The organism is Achromobacter xylosoxidans, assembly GCF_001457475.1.
Taxonomy (GTDB): domain Bacteria; phylum Pseudomonadota; class Gammaproteobacteria; order Burkholderiales; family Burkholderiaceae_B; genus Achromobacter; species Achromobacter xylosoxidans.
The window spans coordinates 5262781-5280524 of the sequence record NZ_LN831029.1; the positions used below are offsets into that span (position 1 = coordinate 5262781).

A 17744-nucleotide genomic window follows, 5' to 3' on the forward strand; every position below is an offset into this window, starting at 1 on the left:
TAGAACTAGTCAGTGATTGCGATTGGCGATGACCTGAGCGACGTGGTCGCGCAGCTTGAATTTCTGCAACTTGCCGGTAGCGGTGCGCACAATGGGCTCGAAGAGCACGTGCTTCGGCGTCTTGAAACCCGGGAGCCTGGCACGGCAGAACTGAATCACCTCTTCCTGCGTCAAGGTGCCGACGTGCTGCGGATGCAGTTGCAGCACCGCACAGGGCACTTCGCCCCATTTCTCGTCCGGCACGGCGACCACCGCGGCCTGGAACACCGCCGGGTGAGTGAACAAGACCTCCTCGACTTCAATGGAAGAGACGTTCTCGCCGCCGGAAATGATGATGTCCTTCGAACGGTCTTTGATCTCGATGTAGCCGTCCTCATGGACCACGGCCAGGTCGCCGCTGTGCATCCAGCCGCCCGCGAAAACCTCCTTCGTGGCCTCGGGGTTCTTGAGGTAGCCCTTCATGCCCAGGTTTCCTCGGAAGAGCACCTCGCCGAGGGTCTTGCCGTCGCGGGACACGGGCTGCAGCGTATGAGGATTGGCCACCATCATGTCGCCCGCGACCGCCGTGCGCACGCCCTGGCGGCCCATATGGCGCAGACGCTCTTCAGCCGGCATGGCGGCCCACGAATCCTGGGGCACGCAGGTGGTGTTGACACCATGCTGCTCCGTCATGCCATACACATGCAGCACCTCGAAGCCCAGGGCCTCGGTTTGCGCGATCACCGATACCGGCGGCGAGGCTCCGGCGCAGGCGACCCAGATGGGGGAACTTGGCTTGCTCCAGTTATGCGGTGTGCCTGCGATCAGTGAACTGAGCACGGCCGGCGCGCCACAGAAATGCGTCACGCCATGCTGGCCGATGGCGGCGTAGATGTCCTCCGCGACCACCTTGCGCAGGCACACACTCGTCCCGGCCACGGCGGCCAGGGCCCACGCATAGCACCAGCCATTGCAATGAAACAGCGGCAAGGTCCACAGGTAGACCGGAACTCCTACGTTCAACCGCGCATCGAGGGAGGTGCCGAGCGCATTGAGATAGGCCGCACGGTGGTGGTAAACCACGCCCTTGGGGTTGCCCGTGGTTCCCGAGGTGTAGTTCAACGCGATGGCGTCCCATTCGTCCTCGGGGTAGCGCAGTTGCTCATCAGAGGGTGCGCCGGCCAGGAAGCTCTCGTAGTCAATCACACCCACCGGCTCAGCATCGGGGACGTCGCTGGCATGGATGTCTACCACATCCATCTGCATGCCGGAGAGCTTCACCGCCGCGCGCGCCACATCGGCGAACTGCTGGTCCACCATCAGCAATCGGGTCTCTGAATGCTGCAGGATGAAGGCGATCGCCGCTGCGTCTAGGCGGATGTTGATGGAGTTGACGACAGCGCCCGCCATGGGCACTCCAAACTGCGCCTCCAGCATCTCGGGGATATTGGCCGCGAGGATGGCGACCGTATCTCCACGCTGGATGCCCACGCCGATCAACGCGCGTGCCAGGCTGCGGCAACGCTGGGCGTAGGCGGCCCAGGTAAAGCGCCGCTCGCCATGAATGACAGCGATGCGGTCTGGATGGATGTCCGCCGCTCTGTCGAGCAACGCCAGCGGGGTCAGCGGCTGGTAGTTGGCCGGGTTCTTGTCAAGACCTTGTTTGAATTTGTTCGTCATGCTTGTCTCTGAGTTAGGGCTGGCAAAGTCAGAACGAAACGGCCAGACGCGTTGCCTGGTCGATGGCGCGCAATGCGTCCAATTCGGCAGCAACATCGGCTCCGCCGATCACGTGGGGCTTGACGCCTCGCTCGGCCAACCCATCGAACAGCGTCCGGTTCGAGAGCTGTCCCGCACAAAGGATGACGGTGTCCGCGTCCAATACGCGAGCCTCGCCATTCACGCTGTAGTGCAGACCCTGGTCGTCAACGGCCTGGTAACTTGCTCCGGCCGTCATCGCCACGTCCGCCTTGCGCAGCTTGGCCTTGAGAATCCACCCTGTGGATTTGCCCAAGTTCTTGCCCAGTGACTCGGGCTTGCGCTGGAACATGTGGATGACGCGCGCGGTGCCGTGCTGCGCAGGCGCCTTGAGCCCCCCCGCGCTGCGAATGGCCGTATCCACACCCCAGGCATCCATGAATGCCTTCGGCTTGAGCGACTCCTCGGCACTGCCGACCAGGTACTCGGCCACGTCGAAGCCGATCCCGCCCGCGCCGATGATGGCGACCTTGCTGCCCACTGGTGCGCCGTTGGCCAGCACATCCAGGTAGCTGACCACCTTCGGGTGATCAAGGCCCTTGATGTCGGGCTCGCGCGGTGTCACGCCCGTTGCGATCACCACCTCGTCGAACTCGCCCGAACGCACACGTGCTGCCAGATCCTCCGCATCAACACGGGTTTTCAGATGCACCGCGACCTTCAGGCGCTCCAGCGAGACCCGGAAGTAGCGCAGCATTTCGTTGAACTCGTTCTTACCCGGTACTTTGCGAGCCATGTTCAGTTGGCCACCGAGCTGATCGCCTGCCTCAAACAGGGTGACTCGATGACCACGCTGCGCAGCATTGATCGCGAAGGCCATGCCGGCAGGCCCGCCACCGACAACGGCGAAATGCTTGGGCGCGGTGGTCTTGCTATCGTCGAACTCGATCTCGCGCCCTGCCCTCGGGTTCACCAGGCAAGTCGCCACGCGGTCGGTAAAGATGCGGTCCAAGCAGGCCTGGTTGCAGGCGATGCAGGTATTGATCTCGTCGGCGCGGTTCTCGCGCGTCTTGCGGGCGAACTCGGGGTCGGCGAGCAGCGGACGGGCCATCGAAACCAGATCCGCAGCGCCAGAAGCGATGATCTCCTCAGCCACATCAGGCGCATTGATACGGTTGGACGCCATCACCGGAATACCGACCGCACGCTTCACGTTGCGGATCGCGTCGATCCATGCCGCACGCGGGACCGGCGCTGCCATAGTCGGCACGGACGACTCGTGCCAGCCGATGCCGGTATTGATCATGTCAGCACCCGCTGCCTCGACCCGGCGGGCGAATTCGGCCACTTCCTCGCCGGTCATACCCCCATCCATCAGGTCGATGGACGAGATGCGGTAAATGACCATGAATTCGGGCGAGACCCGCGCCCGCACGGCCTTCACGATTTCAAGGGGGAAGCGGATCCGGCGATCGAAGTCGCCGCCGAACTCGTCGTCGCGCTGATTGGTCAACGCTGCGGTGAACTCGTTGATCAGATAGCCCTCGGAGCCCATGATCTCGACACCCACGTAGCCTGCCTGCTCTGCCAGTGCCGACGTGTTCGCAAAGCCCTCGACCGTTGCCCAGACCTCTTCGGTCGTCAGCGCACGTGGAGGAAAGACGTTGATCCGAGCCTTGCCGGCCGACGGCGCCACACAGGTGGACACCTTGGCATAACGGCCTGCGTGAAGAATCTGCAGGACGATGCGTCCACCGGCCTCATTCACTGCCGAGGTGATCGCGCGGTGCTCGCCCAAATCCTCGGGCTTTTGCAGCACCAGACCACCTTCATCCATCACCCCTTCGGGCACGGGGGAGTAGCCGCCGGTAAGGATGAGGCCGATCTCACCCGCGGCACGGGCCGCGTAGAAGGCCGCCAGTCTTTGATGGGGACGATCCATCGTTTCCAGGCGCGTATGCATTGCGCCCATCACCATGCGATTCGGCAGATCGACCCCAGCGACGCGCAGGGGGCTCAGGAGGTGTGGATAGGTTGACATGTTTGTCTCTCGTGGTGGGTCTGGGGTGACTGCAATAATCCTCGTTCCACCAATTTACGTCAAGATCATGACGTAAATTATTTTAAAAATACAGGGTTAATATCTAAATCAATTAGTGAATCAAGCAAAACAACCATCAATATCACTACACAAATGGGAACAATCTGTGCTCCGACGGTGACGGCTCCTCCAGGCGTCCGGGAAAGCCGAACTAGGCGTTGAACTCGCATTCGATGCGCGGCCCTCCCTCGGCAAAGCGAGGTTGGGCTAGCAGCACGGCGGCGTAGCAACTGGCTAGACCGCGAGGCCCTGCCATCCATGCCACTCACATGGTGGCACTCGTATTGAGGGTCTTGGGGGTCAGTTCCGAAGCCGATCGGCCATGGTTGATGCACGCAAGCGCAATCGCTCCCACAACGCCTGCGGCACCGATAACCAGGAAGTTCTGCTCAAGAGGTAGTTGCAGGGACACGATCAACCCGATCAGCAAAGGCGCCGCGATCGCACCCATGCGCCCAATGCCCGACGCCATTCCGATGCCGGTGGACCGAATGTCCGACGGGTAGTACTGGCCGCTGTAGGCGTAGACAACGATTTGTGCCCCAGTCGAGCAAGCCCCAACCGCTGCGATGATGAAATAGAGCACCTCCGTCGAGGTTTTCAGCGTGATCATGTACAGGAAGACTCCGCCCAGCGCGTACATGCAGACCACTACCCATTTGATGTGAAACCGGTCCGCAAGCCACCCGCCGCCGATCGATCCGATCACTGCCCCCACATTGAGTGCGATGACAAAACTCAATGCGGAGCCGAGGCTGTAGCCCGACATGGCCATCAGCTTCGTCAGCCAGGTGCTGAGCGCGTAGATCATGAACAAGCCAGTGAAGAAAGCCACCCAGAACATCACGGTGCTCAGTCCGCGGCCATCCTGAAACAGCTGCGCTACGGTGACACCGGACCCAGCATTGGTTGCGCGAGGCGGACGGAAGGTATCGTCGGCGCCGACCTTGAACCCCGGATCGATGGATTGGACGATCTGACGCAGTTGCGCACTGTCGCGGCTGGATACCAAAAACGACAGCGATTCAGGCATCGACTTTAGGATAAAGGGGATCAGCAGGACCGGGACACCAGCGGCAAAGAACACGATCTGCCAACCGAACTGCGCGATGAATTGCTTTCCCAGCACCGCAGCCAGAATGCCGCCGATGGCGTAGCCGGAAAACATCACGGTCGTCAGGAAACTCCGGATTCGCTTGGGTGCGTACTCAGTCATCTGGGCTGTGATGTTCGGCATCACGCCGCCGATGCCCAGCCCCGCTATGAAGCGCGCGATGCTGAAGGTGACAGGATCTTTGGTCAGCCCTGCTGCTGCAGTGAACACGCTGAAGAGAAACACGCACAGCGAGATCGTCCAACGGCGGCCGATCTTGTCCGACAGCGCACCCAGAAAGATGGCACCGAACATCATCCCGAACAGTGCCGAGCTGGCCATGAAGCCTGCGGTCGCGGCTTCCACACCCATCTCCTTCATGATCGCTGGAAGCGCCGCTCCAGCGACCGCCAGGTCATAGCCATCAATGATGATGACCAGAAAGCACCAAGCCAGCACTTTGGCATGGAAGCGATTGAACTTGGCCCCATCGGCAAGTTCGTGCACGTTGATCTCTCGCATCGGTCTTGTCTCCTTTGTTTCGGTAGGGATGCATCGGAACCACGCCCAAGACTTGCTCCGTCGGCTCGCTCACGCGAAGCACAAGCGGCCAGCACAGGCTCTCCGCGCAATCCATCGTTCTCACGACGACGTGATCTTTGCAGAGCTCGCCATTTACATCAATGTCTTGTCATATAATTTTGTGAAATCCGGGGGTTTGTACTAACTTTTAACAAGAGGTGTATGGCGAATTATGAAATGATGATTACGTAATAGCATGGACCTACACGATACCTTCGTCTGCAAAACGGAGGCACTCGAACTCAGTTCGAGGCGCGACACAGTCACCCTTACCTCTTCCGAGCAGCATGAAAGCCGTACTCATCCGTCAGTTCAGCGAAGACCCTCGCACACACCACGTCGAAGAGGTGGCCGATCCGGTTGTCGGCCCCGACGACGTCCTGATCAGTGTCAAAGCCGCGTCTCTCAACTTTCCCGATCTCCTGGTCATGAGCGGGAAATACCAGGTCCTTCCCGAACGTCCGTTCATTCCCGGAAAGGACGCAGCCGGCATCGTGGAGACCGTCGGTTCGAACGTGCGATCACTCAAAACTGGCGACCACGTCGTGGCGCTGGTGGAGAATGGTTGCTTCGCAAGTCGCCTGTGCGTTCCTCAGGCGAGCGCACACAAGATTCCGTCCGAAATTGCTTTCGCCGATGCGGCTGCGATGGGCCTCGTGTACCAGACGGCGTTCTTTGCACTCACGGATCGCGGCGGCCTCCGCAAGGGGGAGACCGTGCTGATCAGTGGAGCTGCCGGGGGTGTTGGCCTGGCTGCCATTCAGATCGCCAAAGGGCTCGGGGCGAAAGTTCTCGCGGGCGTCACCTCTGAGGTCCAGGCGGAAGCGGTGCGCCAATCTGGAGCCGACGAGGTAATTGACCTGTCCGCAGCCAACCTTGCCGAGTCCCTTCGCGAACAAGTACATCGAGCCACCAGCGGTAAAGGTGTCGACGTATTTCTGGATCCCGTAGGCGGCGATGTGTTCGATGCGTGCATTCGCGCCCTCGCGCGGCGCGGCCGGGCAGTGATCATCGGGTTCGTCGCCGGCAAGATTCCGGTGATCAAAGGCTCCTACCTGCTGCTCAAGAACATCTCCGTCGCCGGCATGCAGTGGACGGACTATCCAACGCACTCGCCCGAACTCGTCGCAGATGCCCAAGCGAAACTGAACGAACTCTACGTTCAGGGGTTCGTGCGCCCGCACATCACGCAAACGTTTCCTCTCGAATCTTTCGCAGACGCAGCGGCCCGGCTTGCGTCAAGAGGGGTGATTGGGAAGCTCGTCTTAACCATCTAATAGCGCGGTGCACAAATGAGCGCCACGATCACCCCGTATCATTCGGCGCGGGGTTCCCACTGCCATCGTCTACGAGGACGATTTGGCGACCAGCTTCATGGACCAGGCTAGGCAACGCTGACCATGTGATCGCGGCCACCAAAGCGCAGGTCGAAAACATTCCCGACCTCGACGACGAGACAGCTGGCGCGCTGCTCCGGACCGCAGCGCGAATCGCACGCACCATCGAAGCCGCATTCCATCCGGATGGCATCACCATGATGCAGACGAAAAGACCAGCGGGTTGGCAAACAGTGCCGCCTGTCCATCTGCACGTGCTGCCGCGCCATGATGGTGACGGCGTGACACTGAGATGGCCGCGCAAAGAGCCGTCGTTGACGGAACTCCAGTCGCGGGCCTCCCGGTTGACTGGCTTCGTTTAGCCCCAACCAGCCGCAAACGTCGTCTCGGATGCCCCGCTATATTCAGCCATCGATAAACACCCCCGCGAATGCCCCGGCCGGGTCTCAAACACTGACTTGGCCCAGGAGGTAGGGCTGTCTCCCTCCTCTGCGTTCGCAAAGTACTGATGCTGGAAGACATGGGAGTGATCCACCGCTATGTCGCAGTGTTAGCCCCCCCCGAAGTGAGCTTGCCTCGCACTTTCATCGCACTGCGATCTCGAAGACTTTCGACGATTCCTAGACCAGCACCTGACTTTCGCCAACGGAGTTCGGCGCGTGCAGACCGACATTCCTTGATCGATGATCAAGCAAACGCTTGAATTGCCGTTGCATTGCATCGCCCCCCTCTGGCTAAGGGGCTCCCAAACCATGACACCCATCCAGAACGCGACGTCTGACACAGCGGACGATAGCTCGTCTCGCAATCTCGTTCTTGTTCTAGCCTTCACCTTCCTCAGAGTTGGCCCCCATCCCGAGGGCAACCTTCGACATCCCGTCATTGAGCTGGTTGATGTGGTACAGCAGAGATATCTTGTCGTCGAAGCGAAAGCTTGCCACCGCTTGACGATAGAACTCATAGATTCTTGGCTGGATTCCGTCCCAGAACGCCCGCCCCGGGGGCAGCATCACGACTTTCTTGGCACGCCTATCAGTTGGATCCACGACGCGCGCCACATGCCCTTCACGCTCCAAGCGCTTGAGAACTCCATCAAGACTTTGGCGGCTTACGACCAGATAGTCCGCAAGGTCGGAGAACGACATTCCATCTTTCACCTGGGGTCGCGACAAGGCTCCCAGCGTCGCCCACTGGACTGTGGTGATGCCAAGCTCCTTGACGGACTGGCGATCCAAAGTGTTGCCAGCTTGGAACAGCCGAAAAAACAATCGGTTGTGAACGGCGGAAACCGATTGATCGTAGTTTTCGTTATCAGACATGCGCAGGTTACTAGTCGGGGAGCTTCAAATAGTTCAGAATCGAGCCTTCAGGTAGCTGAACAACTCACGGGAACGATGGATGGCCACCGTACCGCGACCCATGAAGGCGCGTCTCCTCTTTGCGCCGCGAGCATCGACAACCCCTTGTCCATCTTAGCAGCTTTGCGCAAGGATGTTGACATAAATACCCGTTCGATTGAAGGCAGCGCCCAAATTGCCGGTCAAGTGCCCGTCGAGGCATGGGGCGCTGCACGTACCGGCGCCGCACCGACCGTTCGACCGACAGTCAGTCCCACAGGCGCTTCCCGAGAGTCGTCATCGCATCTCGGCGTACTACCGCACCAATGGCGGCGCCCGAAAGGCTGGATGTTGGATGATCGCTGCCCCCTTGTCACACCATCCGAATTCGCCCCTATTCCCAACCGGTTCGCACGTTCGCTTTCTGCGTCCCTCGCCCTTCTTCAACCCGGCTTTGCAGAAGGTGGTGCGAGCTTTTCAACCTCGTCGGGCCTACTGATAGCAACGCCGACAAAGATCTGAGCGACCTCGGCATCGGCGATGCGATAGTTGGACTCGGTGACGCTACGCGGCCCGAGCAACTCGCAGAAGCGCCGGAAGCTGCCGCGCGCCTCCGGGATAGTGACAGCGAACAGAGCCTCGCGCTGCCCGCCGACCTCGGCGCGCTCAACGACAAAGCGCAGCCGGCCGAAGTTCATGTTCGCGCCCGAGGTGATGGCGATGAAGTTTTGGCCTTTGCAGCCGTGCTCGGCCGCTTATTTCTTGATGGCTGCCACGCCCAGGGCGCCCGAGCGTTCGAGGAGGCGGCGAGTATCTTCGAACACATCTTTGATCGCAGCACAGGCGGCGTCGGTATCGACGACGAAGTCGTCAACTAGCGCCTGCGTAACGCGGAATGGAGCGCCCTATCCCGTCCCTGCAGCGCTGCAAGGCGGCGTGGACATCGGCATCATGTACCTACCCCTGTATCGCGCATGCGTCGTGGTCGCATCCCTGATCGTGTGCTTCGCGACTTGGTACGTGATTGAGCGCACGCCCCTTGGAGCACGGCTGCGCGCAGCCACCGAACGCCCTCGGCTGACGCAAGCGCTGGGGATCAACGTGCCCGTCATGGTGACCGCGACGTATGCGGTCGGCGTTGCGCTGGCGGCTTATGCCGGGGTGCTGGCGGCGCCCATCATGCAGGTCAACCCCGTCATGGGATCGAACCTGATCATCGTGGTGTTCGCTGTCGTCGTGATCGGAGGCATGGGCTCGATCCTGGGCTCCATCGTGACCGGTCTCGGACTTGGTCTGCTCGAAGGTCTGACCAAGGTCTTCTATCCCGGGCGTCGGCCATCGTCATCTTCGTCGTCATGGTCATGATCCTGCTGGTACGTCACGCCGGTCTCTTCGGCAAGACGGCCTGAGCGGCGCGTTCAACTCGAATCCAAGGAATCTCCGCATGCGCGCGCGTTACCCCCTCCTGATCCTGCTGGCCATCGCGGCCCCCATCTTCATCTACCCGACTTTCCTGATGAAAGTCCTGTGCTTCGCGCTGTTCGCCACGGCGTTCAACCTCTTGCTCGGCTTCGGCGGCGTGCTTTCCTTCGGTCACGCCGCCTTCTTCGGTGGCGCCGCCTACATCTGCGCGGCGGTCGTCCAGCACTGGGGTCTGACACCGGAGCTCGGCATCCTGGCGGGTGCGCTGTATGCGCTTGTACTGGACGCGATATTCGGCTGGATTGCCGTGCGCAGCGCCAGCATCTACTTCGCCATGATCACACTGGCGCTCTCGCAGCTAATCTTCTTCCTGGCCCTGCAACTCCCCTTCACGGGTGGCGAGGAAGGAATCCAGGGTGTGCCTCGCGACCGCTTGTTCGGTGTCCTCGACCTCTCCGACAACCTCGCGATGTACTTCTTCGTGCTCGTCGTCTGCGCGGCGGGCTTCTGGCTCATCCATCGAATCATCCACTCGCCTTTCGGACATGCGCTGCTGACCGCGATCCGCGAAAACGAGCCCCGTGCCATCTCTCTCGGCTACGACGTGTCGCACTACAAGCTGCTGGCGTAGCCGGTTTATCCCGAGGAAACACTCTGCACCGACATCTGGTGGGAGGCACAAAGGCTTGCGGGTTTCCGGTGCCTGGTAATTGAGCCCGGGATCTTGGTGCTCGACAACGGGTTGCTCGATTACGAAGAAGCCTGATGCGCTAATGACCGGAACTGGTCGCTCCACACAGCCGTTGGTCTCCTTCTGTGCACGCCGGGCTTCCACTTGAGCATTTGCACGGCGGACCTTCACAACGGACGGCAACAGTCATTGCACGCAAGCCGCAGCGCCGTCAAGCGGGAAACGCCCCCGAGCTACATCCCCGCGTAATTCGGACCGCCACCGCCCTCTGGGGTGACCCAGATGATGTTCTGCGTCGGGTCCTTGATGTCGCAGGTCTTGCAGTGCACGCAGTTCTGCGCGTTGATCTGCAGGCGGTCGCTGTTGTCGTCGTTCTTCACGAACTCGTAGACGCCGGCCGGGCAATAGCGGCTCTCGGGGCCGGCGAACTTTGCGAGGTTGACTTGTACCGGCACCGCCGCATCCTTCAGCGTCAGGTGGGCCGGCTGGCTTTCCTCGTGGTTAGTGTTGCTGATGAACACCGAGGACAAACGGTCGAAGCTCAGCTTGCCGTCGGGCTTCGGGTAGCTGATCGGCGAGAACTCGCTCGCCGGGCGCAGCGCGTTGTGGTCGGCTTTGTGGTTGTGCAGGGTCCAAAGCGGGCTCTTGACGCCCAGCTTTGGCAGCAGCCACTGCTCGATGCCGGTCATCAGTTGTCCGGCGGTCTTGCCCTTCTTGAACCAGAGCTTGAAGTTGCGCGTCTGCTGCAGCTCTTCGCTCAGCCAGCTCTTGTCGAAGGCCTCGGGGTAGGCGCTCAGCTCGTCCTGGGCGCGCCCGGCTTCCAGCGCGGCGCTGAGCGCCTCGGCGGCCAACATGCCGCTCTTGATGGCGGCATGGCTGCCCTTGATGCGGGCTGCGTTCAGATAGCCAGCGTCGCAGCCGACCAGGCAACCGCCCGGAAACACGGTCTTGGGCAGGGCCTGGGGCGTGCCGTTGTTGATGGCGCGGGCGCCGTAGCCGATGCGCTTGCCGCCTTCGATGTGCGCGGCGATGGCCGGGTGGGTCTTCCAGCGCTGCATCTCCTCGAAGGGGCTGAGGTAGGGGTTCGTGTAGTCCAGCCCGATGACGAAGCCCAGCGTTACGCGGTTGCCTTCGAGGTGGTAGAGGAAGCCGCCGCCGAAGGTGTCGCCCTCCATCGGCCAGCCGGCGGTGTGCACTACCTTGCCGGGCTGGGCCTTGTAGGCGGGGATCTCCCACAGCTCCTTGATGCCGATGGCGAAGGTCTGCGTGTCCTTGCCTTCGGTCAGCTTGAAGCGGCTGAGCAACTGCTTGCCCAGATGGCCGCGCGCGCCCTCGGCGAAGACGGTGTACTTGCCCAGCAGCTCCATGCCGAGCTGGAAATGGTCGGTCGGCTCGCCGTCCTTGCCCAGGCCCATATTGCCGGTGGCCACGCCTCTCACGCGGCCCTGCTCGTCGTAGAGCATCTCGGCGGCAGCGAAGCCGGGGAAGATCTCGACGCCCAGGTTCTCCGCCTGCTGCGCCAGCCACTTGGTGACGTCGGATAGGCTGATGACGTAGCAGCCGTGGTTGTGGAAGTTGCGCGGCACCAGCCAGTGGGGCGTGCGACTAGTTCCCGACTCGGACAGGAAGAGCACGTCGTCGCCGGTAACAGGCTGGCTCAGCGGGGCGCCCAGCTCCTTCCAGTTCGGGAACAGCTCGTCAATGGCGCGCGGGTCCATGACCGCGCCCGACAGGATGTGGGCGCCGGGCTCCGACCCCTTCTCCAGCACGACGACGCGGGCGTCGGGCCTGAGTTGCTTGAGCCTGATGGCCGTGGCGAGACCGGCCGGGCCACCGCCGACGATGACCACGTCGTACTCCATCGCTTCACGCGGGCCGTAGGTACTCAGAATGTCCTCAGGGCTCATATATAGGTAGTCTCCAATGACTGTATTTCTGTCTGCGCCACTATTCCTCGTTCGGGAAAGCGGCCCACCGCGCCCGATGACGCGGTGATCAATTGGCTTGGAACGTCAGACTTTTTCGAAAGTGACAGCGATGCCCTGGCCCACGCCGATGCACATGGTGCACAGCGCGTAGCGGCCGCCCAGCGTGTGCAGCTGGTTCACGGCCGTGGTGGCCAGGCGCGCGCCCGAGGCGCCCAGCGGGTGGCCCAGCGCAATCGCGCCGCCCCACTGGTTGACGCGCTGGTCGTCGTCGGCGATGCCGAGGTCGCGCAGCACTGCCAGGCCCTGGGCGGCAAAAGCTTCGTTCAGCTCGATCACGTCCATCTGCGCCAGCGACAGGCCGGTGAGCTGCAGCACCTTGCGCACGGCGGGCGCGGGGCCGAAGCCCATGATGCGCGGCGCCACGCCGGCGGTGGCCATGCCGACCACGCGGGCGCGCGGCGTGAGGCCATACTGCTTGGCGGCCTCTTCATTGGCCAGCAGCAGGGCGCAGGCGCCGTCGTTCACGCCGCTGGCGTTGCCGGCGGTCACCGAGCCATCGGGGCGCACCACGCCCTTGAGCTTGGCCAGCGCTTCGATGCTGGTGGCGCGGGGGTGCTCGTCCTGGCTCACGACGATGGGGGCGCCCTTCTTCTGGGCGATGGACACGGGCACGATCTCTTTCGCCAGGTAGCCGGCGGCAATGGCGGCGGCGGCTTTCTGCTGCGAGGCCAGGGCCATGCGGTCCTGGGCGGCGCGCTCGATCCTGAAGTCGTCGGCCACGTTCTCGGCCGTTTCTGGCATAGGGTCCACGCCGCACTGTGCCTTCATCAGCTTGTTGACGAAGCGCCAGCCTATGGTGGTGTCGTATACCGCGTTGCTGCGGCTGAAGGCGCTCTCGGCCTTGGGCATGACAAAGGGGGCGCGGCTCATGCTCTCCACGCCGCCGGCGATCATCAGGCGGGCCTCGCCGGCCTTGATGGCGCGCGCGGCCGAGCCGACGGCATCGAGGCCCGAGCCGCACAGGCGGTTGATAGTGGCGCCGGGCACGTCGATGGGCAGGCCGGCCAGCAGCGACGACATGCGCGCCACGTTGCGGTTGTCCTCGCCGGCCTGGTTGGCGCAACCGTAGAGCACGTCGGCCACGGCGGTCCAGTCCACGTTGGGGTTGCGATCCATCAGGGCCTTGATGGGCACGGCGCCGAGGTCGTCGGTGCGCACGCCGGCCAGGGCGCCGCCGTAGCGGCCGAAGGGGGTGCGCACGGCGTCGCAGATGAAGGCTTGGGAAGTGTTCATGATAGTCTTTGAATCAGGTTGAAAGTAGTGGTTCGAGGTTGCCCAGAGAGAAGCCGAAACCGGCCTCATCCGCCAGACGTTGGAGGTCGCTCTCGAGCTGGGAGCGATCCTGCTGGCGAGCCCAAAACACCGGGCCACCCTCCCAACGCGGGAATCCATAGCCTTGCACCAGCACCACGTCGATGTCGCTGGGGCGGGATGCCACTCCTTCGGCGAACAGCAAGGCGGCCTCGTTGACCATGGCGAGCAAGGCCCGGCGTTGGATCTCTTCGGGAGCAAGCGCACGCCGGATGATGCCGCGTTGCGCACTCGCCTGCTCGATCACACCGCGAACAGTGGCATCGATGGCTTTCACCTGCTTGCCGTCCACATAGGCGTAGTAGCCCGCGCCGGTCTTGCGCCCCAGGCGTCCGGCCTCGCACAGCTGATCCAGAATGGACACGTAGCGCTCACGCGGATCACGCGTCGCCGCCTGCGCCTTGCGCATACGCCAGGCAATGTCGAGGCCGGAGAGATCGGCCACGGCGAACGGCCCCATCGCAAAGCCCAGCCCCGTCAGCGCAGTATCCACGTCCTCGGGCCAGGCACCATCCTCGAGCATGAACTCGCATTGGCGGCGGTAGGCGTTGTAGATCCGGTTGCCGATAAAGCCGAAGGCATTCCCAGTCAGCACCGGCATCTTCTTCAGGGTAGCACCGAGCGCCATGCCGGTGGACAGCACGCCCGGGGCGGTCTTTGCGCCGCGCACCACCTCAAGCAGCTTCATCACGTTCGCCGGGCTGAAGAAATGCAGCCCCAGCACGTCCTGCGGGCGGGAAGTGGCTGCAGCGATCGGGTCGATGTCGAGGTAGGAGGTGTTCGTCGCCAGGACAGCGCCCGGCCGCGCATGGACGTCGATCTTGCGAAAGACCTCCTGCTTGACAGCCAGGTCTTCAAAGACGGCCTCGATCACCAGGTCGGCCTGCTGCAGACGTTCCCATTCAAGGCTGGCCTGAAGGCGTGCCTCGTTGGACGACGCGGCGTCGGCCGAGAGCTTGCCCGCTGCGACGCGTTCACGGTAGTGGTCGGCAATGCGTTGCCGCCCTCGTTCCAGCGCAGCTCCGTCCTGCTCCAGCAGCAGCACGGCCAAACCAACATCAAGCGCCGAGATGGCGATGCCTGAGCCCATGGTTCCGGCCCCGATCACAGCGATGGAACGCACCTCCCGCGCGGGCACCTGGAACGCCGGCGGCAGCTTGGTGGCTTCCCGCTCGACTTTGAACTGGTAGCGCTGCGCCTGGGCGGCCGTAGTAGGCACAAGAGCCAGAAACAGGTCCCGCTCCTTCTGCAGGCCTGCGTCGAACGGCAGCGTAGACGCAGCCAGGGCGGCAAGCAGCGCGCCATAAGCCGGCTGCAGCTTCTGGCGGGCGGTGAGCTTTGCCCGCTGCGCGGCCACCGTGGACTGCACCTCCGCAGCATCGAGTTCGCCATCCCGAGCCCGTGGATAAGGAGCGCCCTTTTCAGCGAGCACCGTCGCGCGCGCAGCTGCTGCGCCAATGACGTCGCCGGTCACCACATCGTCGAACAGGCCCGACGTGGCGAGTTGTCGAGCGCCTTGGGGCTGACCGCCGGACATCAGCGCATGAGCTGCGGCAATGCCTACTAGGCGAGGCAGTCGCTCATGCGCTGAGGTCCGGGGATCAGGCCCAACGTAATCTCGGGAAGCCCGATACGGGCCCTTTCCTGGACTATACGCCCATGGCAGCCCAGTGCCAGCTCCAGACCACCGCCCAAGGCAACGCCGGAGATGGCCGCAACAACTGGCTTGCTGCTCGCTTCCAGACGAGCGACGACCGTGCGCAGGATGGGCTCCTGCAACTGGTGCGGCGTGCCGAACTCGGTCACATCAGCGCCGGCAGAGAATGCATTTTCGCTACCGGCCAGCACAATGCCTCGCACGGCGGAATCGGCCTCCGCGGCGTCGAGCTGCTGCACGATGTGTTCGCGCAACGCGTGGCCCAGGCTGTTGACGGGCGGGTTGTCCAGGGTGATGACGGCGATGCCGTTGCGGATGTCCAGCATGGTCAACCTCACTCGGCCTTCATCAGTTGCTTGCCGATGACGAGTTGCTGGATCTGCGTCGTGCCTTCATACAGGCGCAGCAGGCGCACATCGCGATAGAAGCGCTCGACCGGAAACTCGTTGATGTAGCCCGAGCCGCCGTGGATCTGCACGCCACGGTCAGCGACGCGGCCCACCATTTCGGTCGTGAACATCTTGGTGCACGAGGCGCGCATGCTCACTTCCGGATCGGTGACCCCAAAGGGCTTGGCGTCGTAGCGCTGCGCGGTTTCACGCACCAGCGCCCAGCCGGCCAGCAGTTCGGCCTGGCTGTCGGCCAGCATTGCCTGTACCAACTGAAAGTCGCCGATGCGCTGGCCGAACTGCTTGCGCTGCTGCGCATAGGCCACGCCCTCCTGCAGGATGCGCTGTGCCATGCCGCAGGCCAGGGCCGAGATGTGCAGGCGACCGCGGTCGAGCACCTTCATCGCCGTCTTGAAACCCTTGCCTGCTTCGCCGCCGATGATGTTGACGGCGGGAACCCGCACGTTGTCGAGATTGACGTCGCAAGTGCGCGTGCCTTTCTGTCCCATCTTCTTGTCGGGCTTACCGAGGGTCAAACCCGGCAGACCGGCCGGGACGACGAAGGCGGAAATGCCACCCGCCCCCGGGCCGCCGGTGCGTGCCATCAGCGTGAAGGCACCTGCGCGCGGCGCATTGGTGATAAAGCGCTTCGTACCACTGATCACGTAGTCGCTGCCATCAGCCACGGCCTTGGTCTTTAACGATGCCGCATCCGACCCCGCATCGGGTTCCGTGAGCGCGAAGGAGATGATCAATTCTCCGCTGGCGATGCGCGGCAGGTATTCGGCCTTCTGTTCGGGCGTGCCATCCATCAGGATGCCTTGCGAGCCGATGCCAATGTTCGTCCCCGCTACCGAGCGGAACGCAAGCGCTGTCTGGCCAAGCTCATAGGCGACCTCGCACTCCTGGGCCATCGACAGGCCAATGCCGCCGTACTCCTCGGGAATCGAGATGCCGAACAAGCCGAGCTCTTTCATGTCGGCCACGATGTCGGTCGGCACTTCGTCGTGCTCTTCGAGATGGTTTTCGGCGGGCACCAGCCGCTCGCGGACGAAGCGTTGAACGCTGTCTTTCAGCAGTTGGAAGGTTTCTTGATCAAGCGCCATGAGGGGTCTCCTTTGAATGGACAGGATTGTTTAACGATCGAATTAACTTGACAATTGGAAATAAAATGAACATACTGTTCAAAATTTTCGACATATAGGATTCATGGACGCCCACGCACTCACACTCTTCGTCGACATCGTGGAAGCAGGGAATCTCAGCCTGGCCGCGCGGAACATGAAGATGAGCCGGGCCAATATCAGTTATCACCTGACCCAGCTTGAAAGGTCGGTCGGGATGCAGCTGATGCGGCGCACGACGCGGCGTGTGGAGCTCACGGACATTGGCCAACGCCTCTACCACCACGGGTGCGTCATTCGCAATGAAGTACTCGCAGCCAAGGAGTCGGTGGCGGTGTTCGGCAAAAGCCTGCATGGCGCGGTTCGGCTCAGCTTGCCCACCGGATTCGGGCACATGGTGATGTCCAGTTGGCTGATCGAGTTCAAGCGCCTCTATCCTGACATCGATCTCGATCTGCTGTTCGACAATCGCGTCGACGATCTCCTGCGCGAAGAAGTGGACATCGCGGTACGCGTTATGTCGGAGCCTCCCCAACAGATGGTGGCCATCGAGCTGGCCCAGGTGCGCTACGTCACCTGCGCATCGATCGACTACGCCCGCGGGCACGCGATGCCAGAGCGGCTGGAGGAACTCGGCGATGTTCCCCTGATCACGTCGGCCGTGGCGGGGCGCAAACTGAGAGTCTCGGCCTATCAAGACGGTGAGGAACGGCGCGAACTGACGCTGCACCCCACCCTGGCATCGGAGAACTTCCAGTTCCTTCGGGAGGCCATCCTCGCCAGCCTGGGCGTCGGTCTCGTCCCTGACTATGTCGTCCGCCAGGATGTTGCCGAGGGACGCATGGTCACCGCTTTGTCCGATTGGCGCCTGAGCGTGTTCGGTACCCGCATGTTCCTGCTGCGGATGCCAGGCGCCTATCAAACCGTTGCAACCCGCACGCTCATCGACTTTGTCGTCCAGAAGGCACGGTCTTGGTCGACGTAGGGTTGCACCGGAGTTCGCTCTAGACATTTCTAGTAGCTTTGATCTGGACT

The 17744-nt window shown here is 62.4% G+C and carries 12 protein-coding genes and 3 pseudogenes; 5 read left to right on the forward strand and 10 right to left on the reverse strand.

Features of this window, described 5'->3' with window-relative positions; all coding sequences use genetic code 11:
- Positions 1–9: 9 nt before the first annotated feature.
- The 3 genes from AT699_RS23720 to AT699_RS23730 form a co-directional block, all read right to left on the reverse strand.
- The gene (locus AT699_RS23720) at positions 10–1659 is read right to left on the reverse strand and encodes an AMP-binding protein (protein WP_024070076.1); all 1650 of its coding nucleotides are present in this window, start codon (positions 1657–1659) and stop codon (positions 10–12) included.
- A 28-nt stretch (positions 1660–1687) separates the two neighbouring features.
- Positions 1688–3718 carry an NADPH-dependent 2,4-dienoyl-CoA reductase gene (locus AT699_RS23725; RefSeq protein WP_026384014.1) on the reverse strand — a complete coding sequence of 677 codons (2031 nt, stop codon included), beginning with the start codon at positions 3716–3718 and terminating at the stop codon, positions 1688–1690.
- 325 nt (positions 3719–4043) lie between these two features.
- Positions 4044–5393, reverse strand: coding sequence for an MFS transporter (locus AT699_RS23730; protein WP_024070079.1), 1350 nt, complete (start codon positions 5391–5393; stop codon positions 4044–4046).
- 347 nt (positions 5394–5740) lie between these two features.
- Here AT699_RS23730 and AT699_RS23735 point away from each other — a divergent pair, with 347 nt between their 5' ends.
- Together AT699_RS23735 and AT699_RS23740 are read left to right on the forward strand one after the other, a co-directional pair.
- Positions 5741–6730, forward strand: a complete 990-nt coding sequence (locus tag AT699_RS23735) for an NADPH:quinone oxidoreductase family protein (RefSeq protein ID WP_026384015.1) — start codon at positions 5741–5743, stop codon at positions 6728–6730.
- A gap of 125 nt (positions 6731–6855) precedes the next feature.
- Entirely contained in the window at positions 6856–7152 is a 297-nt protein-coding gene (locus AT699_RS23740) for an HIT family protein (RefSeq protein WP_197602767.1), read from the forward strand.
- A 459-nt stretch (positions 7153–7611) separates the two neighbouring features.
- Here AT699_RS23740 and AT699_RS23745 read toward each other — a convergent pair whose 3' ends face one another.
- Positions 7612–8109, reverse strand: coding sequence for a MarR family winged helix-turn-helix transcriptional regulator (locus AT699_RS23745; RefSeq protein WP_049051136.1), 498 nt, complete (start codon positions 8107–8109; stop codon positions 7612–7614).
- Between the two features lie 485 nt (positions 8110–8594).
- A pseudogene (locus AT699_RS32290) lies at positions 8595–9005 on the reverse strand (threonine ammonia-lyase, biosynthetic); the annotation flags it as partial.
- Between the two features lie 16 nt (positions 9006–9021).
- On the opposite strand from AT699_RS32290, the pseudogene AT699_RS31720 reads away from it, so the two are divergent.
- Positions 9022–9536, forward strand: a pseudogene (locus AT699_RS31720) (branched-chain amino acid ABC transporter permease); the annotation flags it as partial.
- Positions 9537–9571: 35 nt separating this feature from the next.
- Positions 9572–10177, forward strand: a pseudogene (locus AT699_RS23760) (branched-chain amino acid ABC transporter permease); the annotation flags it as partial.
- A gap of 296 nt (positions 10178–10473) precedes the next feature.
- Here the strand turns inward: AT699_RS23760 and AT699_RS23765 are convergent.
- The 5 genes from AT699_RS23765 to AT699_RS23780 form a co-directional block, all read right to left on the reverse strand.
- On the reverse strand, positions 10474–12147 hold the full coding sequence (locus AT699_RS23765) for an electron transfer flavoprotein-ubiquinone oxidoreductase (protein WP_024070085.1): 1674 nt from the start codon (positions 12145–12147) through the stop codon (positions 10474–10476).
- A gap of 105 nt (positions 12148–12252) precedes the next feature.
- Complete coding sequence (pcaF, locus tag AT699_RS23770) at positions 12253–13461, reverse strand: 3-oxoadipyl-CoA thiolase (protein ID WP_024070086.1); 1209 nt, start codon at positions 13459–13461, stop codon at positions 12253–12255.
- Between the two features lie 13 nt (positions 13462–13474).
- Positions 13475–15076 carry a 3-hydroxyacyl-CoA dehydrogenase gene (locus AT699_RS23775; protein WP_024070087.1) on the reverse strand — a complete coding sequence of 534 codons (1602 nt, stop codon included), beginning with the start codon at positions 15074–15076 and terminating at the stop codon, positions 13475–13477.
- A 26-nt stretch (positions 15077–15102) separates the two neighbouring features.
- Complete coding sequence (locus tag AT699_RS32295; protein WP_024070088.1) at positions 15103–15522, reverse strand: enoyl-CoA hydratase/isomerase family protein; 420 nt, start codon at positions 15520–15522, stop codon at positions 15103–15105.
- Positions 15523–15530: 8 nt separating this feature from the next.
- Positions 15531–16691 carry an acyl-CoA dehydrogenase family protein gene (locus AT699_RS23780; RefSeq protein WP_024070089.1) on the reverse strand — a complete coding sequence of 387 codons (1161 nt, stop codon included), beginning with the start codon at positions 16689–16691 and terminating at the stop codon, positions 15531–15533.
- A gap of 103 nt (positions 16692–16794) precedes the next feature.
- On the opposite strand from AT699_RS23780, the gene AT699_RS23785 reads away from it, so the two are divergent.
- Entirely contained in the window at positions 16795–17694 is a 900-nt protein-coding gene (locus AT699_RS23785) for a LysR family transcriptional regulator (protein WP_024070090.1), read from the forward strand.
- Positions 17695–17744 lie beyond the last annotated feature (50 nt).

What these genes read in the sequence shown, in the direction of transcription:
- AT699_RS23720 (WP_024070076.1), bottom strand. Translation starts at nt 1,659, where the DNA reads ATGACGAACAAATTCAAACAAGGTCTTGACAAGAACCCGGCCAACTAC.
- AT699_RS23725 (WP_026384014.1), bottom strand. Translation starts at nt 3,718, where the DNA reads ATGTCAACCTATCCACACCTCCTGAGCCCCCTGCGCGTCGCTGGGGTC.
- AT699_RS23730 (WP_024070079.1), bottom strand. Translation starts at nt 5,393, where the DNA reads ATGCGAGAGATCAACGTGCACGAACTTGCCGATGGGGCCAAGTTCAAT.
- AT699_RS23735 (WP_026384015.1), top strand. Translation starts at nt 5,741, where the DNA reads ATGAAAGCCGTACTCATCCGTCAGTTCAGCGAAGACCCTCGCACACAC.
- AT699_RS23745 (WP_049051136.1), bottom strand. Translation starts at nt 8,109, where the DNA reads ATGTCTGATAACGAAAACTACGATCAATCGGTTTCCGCCGTTCACAAC.
- AT699_RS23765 (WP_024070085.1), bottom strand. Translation starts at nt 12,147, where the DNA reads ATGAGCCCTGAGGACATTCTGAGTACCTACGGCCCGCGTGAAGCGATG.
- pcaF (WP_024070086.1), bottom strand. Translation starts at nt 13,461, where the DNA reads ATGAACACTTCCCAAGCCTTCATCTGCGACGCCGTGCGCACCCCCTTC.
- AT699_RS23775 (WP_024070087.1), bottom strand. Translation starts at nt 15,076, where the DNA reads ATGTCCGGCGGTCAGCCCCAAGGCGCTCGACAACTCGCCACGTCGGGC.
- AT699_RS32295 (WP_024070088.1), bottom strand. Translation starts at nt 15,522, where the DNA reads ATGCTGGACATCCGCAACGGCATCGCCGTCATCACCCTGGACAACCCG.
- AT699_RS23780 (WP_024070089.1), bottom strand. Translation starts at nt 16,691, where the DNA reads ATGGCGCTTGATCAAGAAACCTTCCAACTGCTGAAAGACAGCGTTCAA.
- AT699_RS23785 (WP_024070090.1), top strand. Translation starts at nt 16,795, where the DNA reads ATGGACGCCCACGCACTCACACTCTTCGTCGACATCGTGGAAGCAGGG.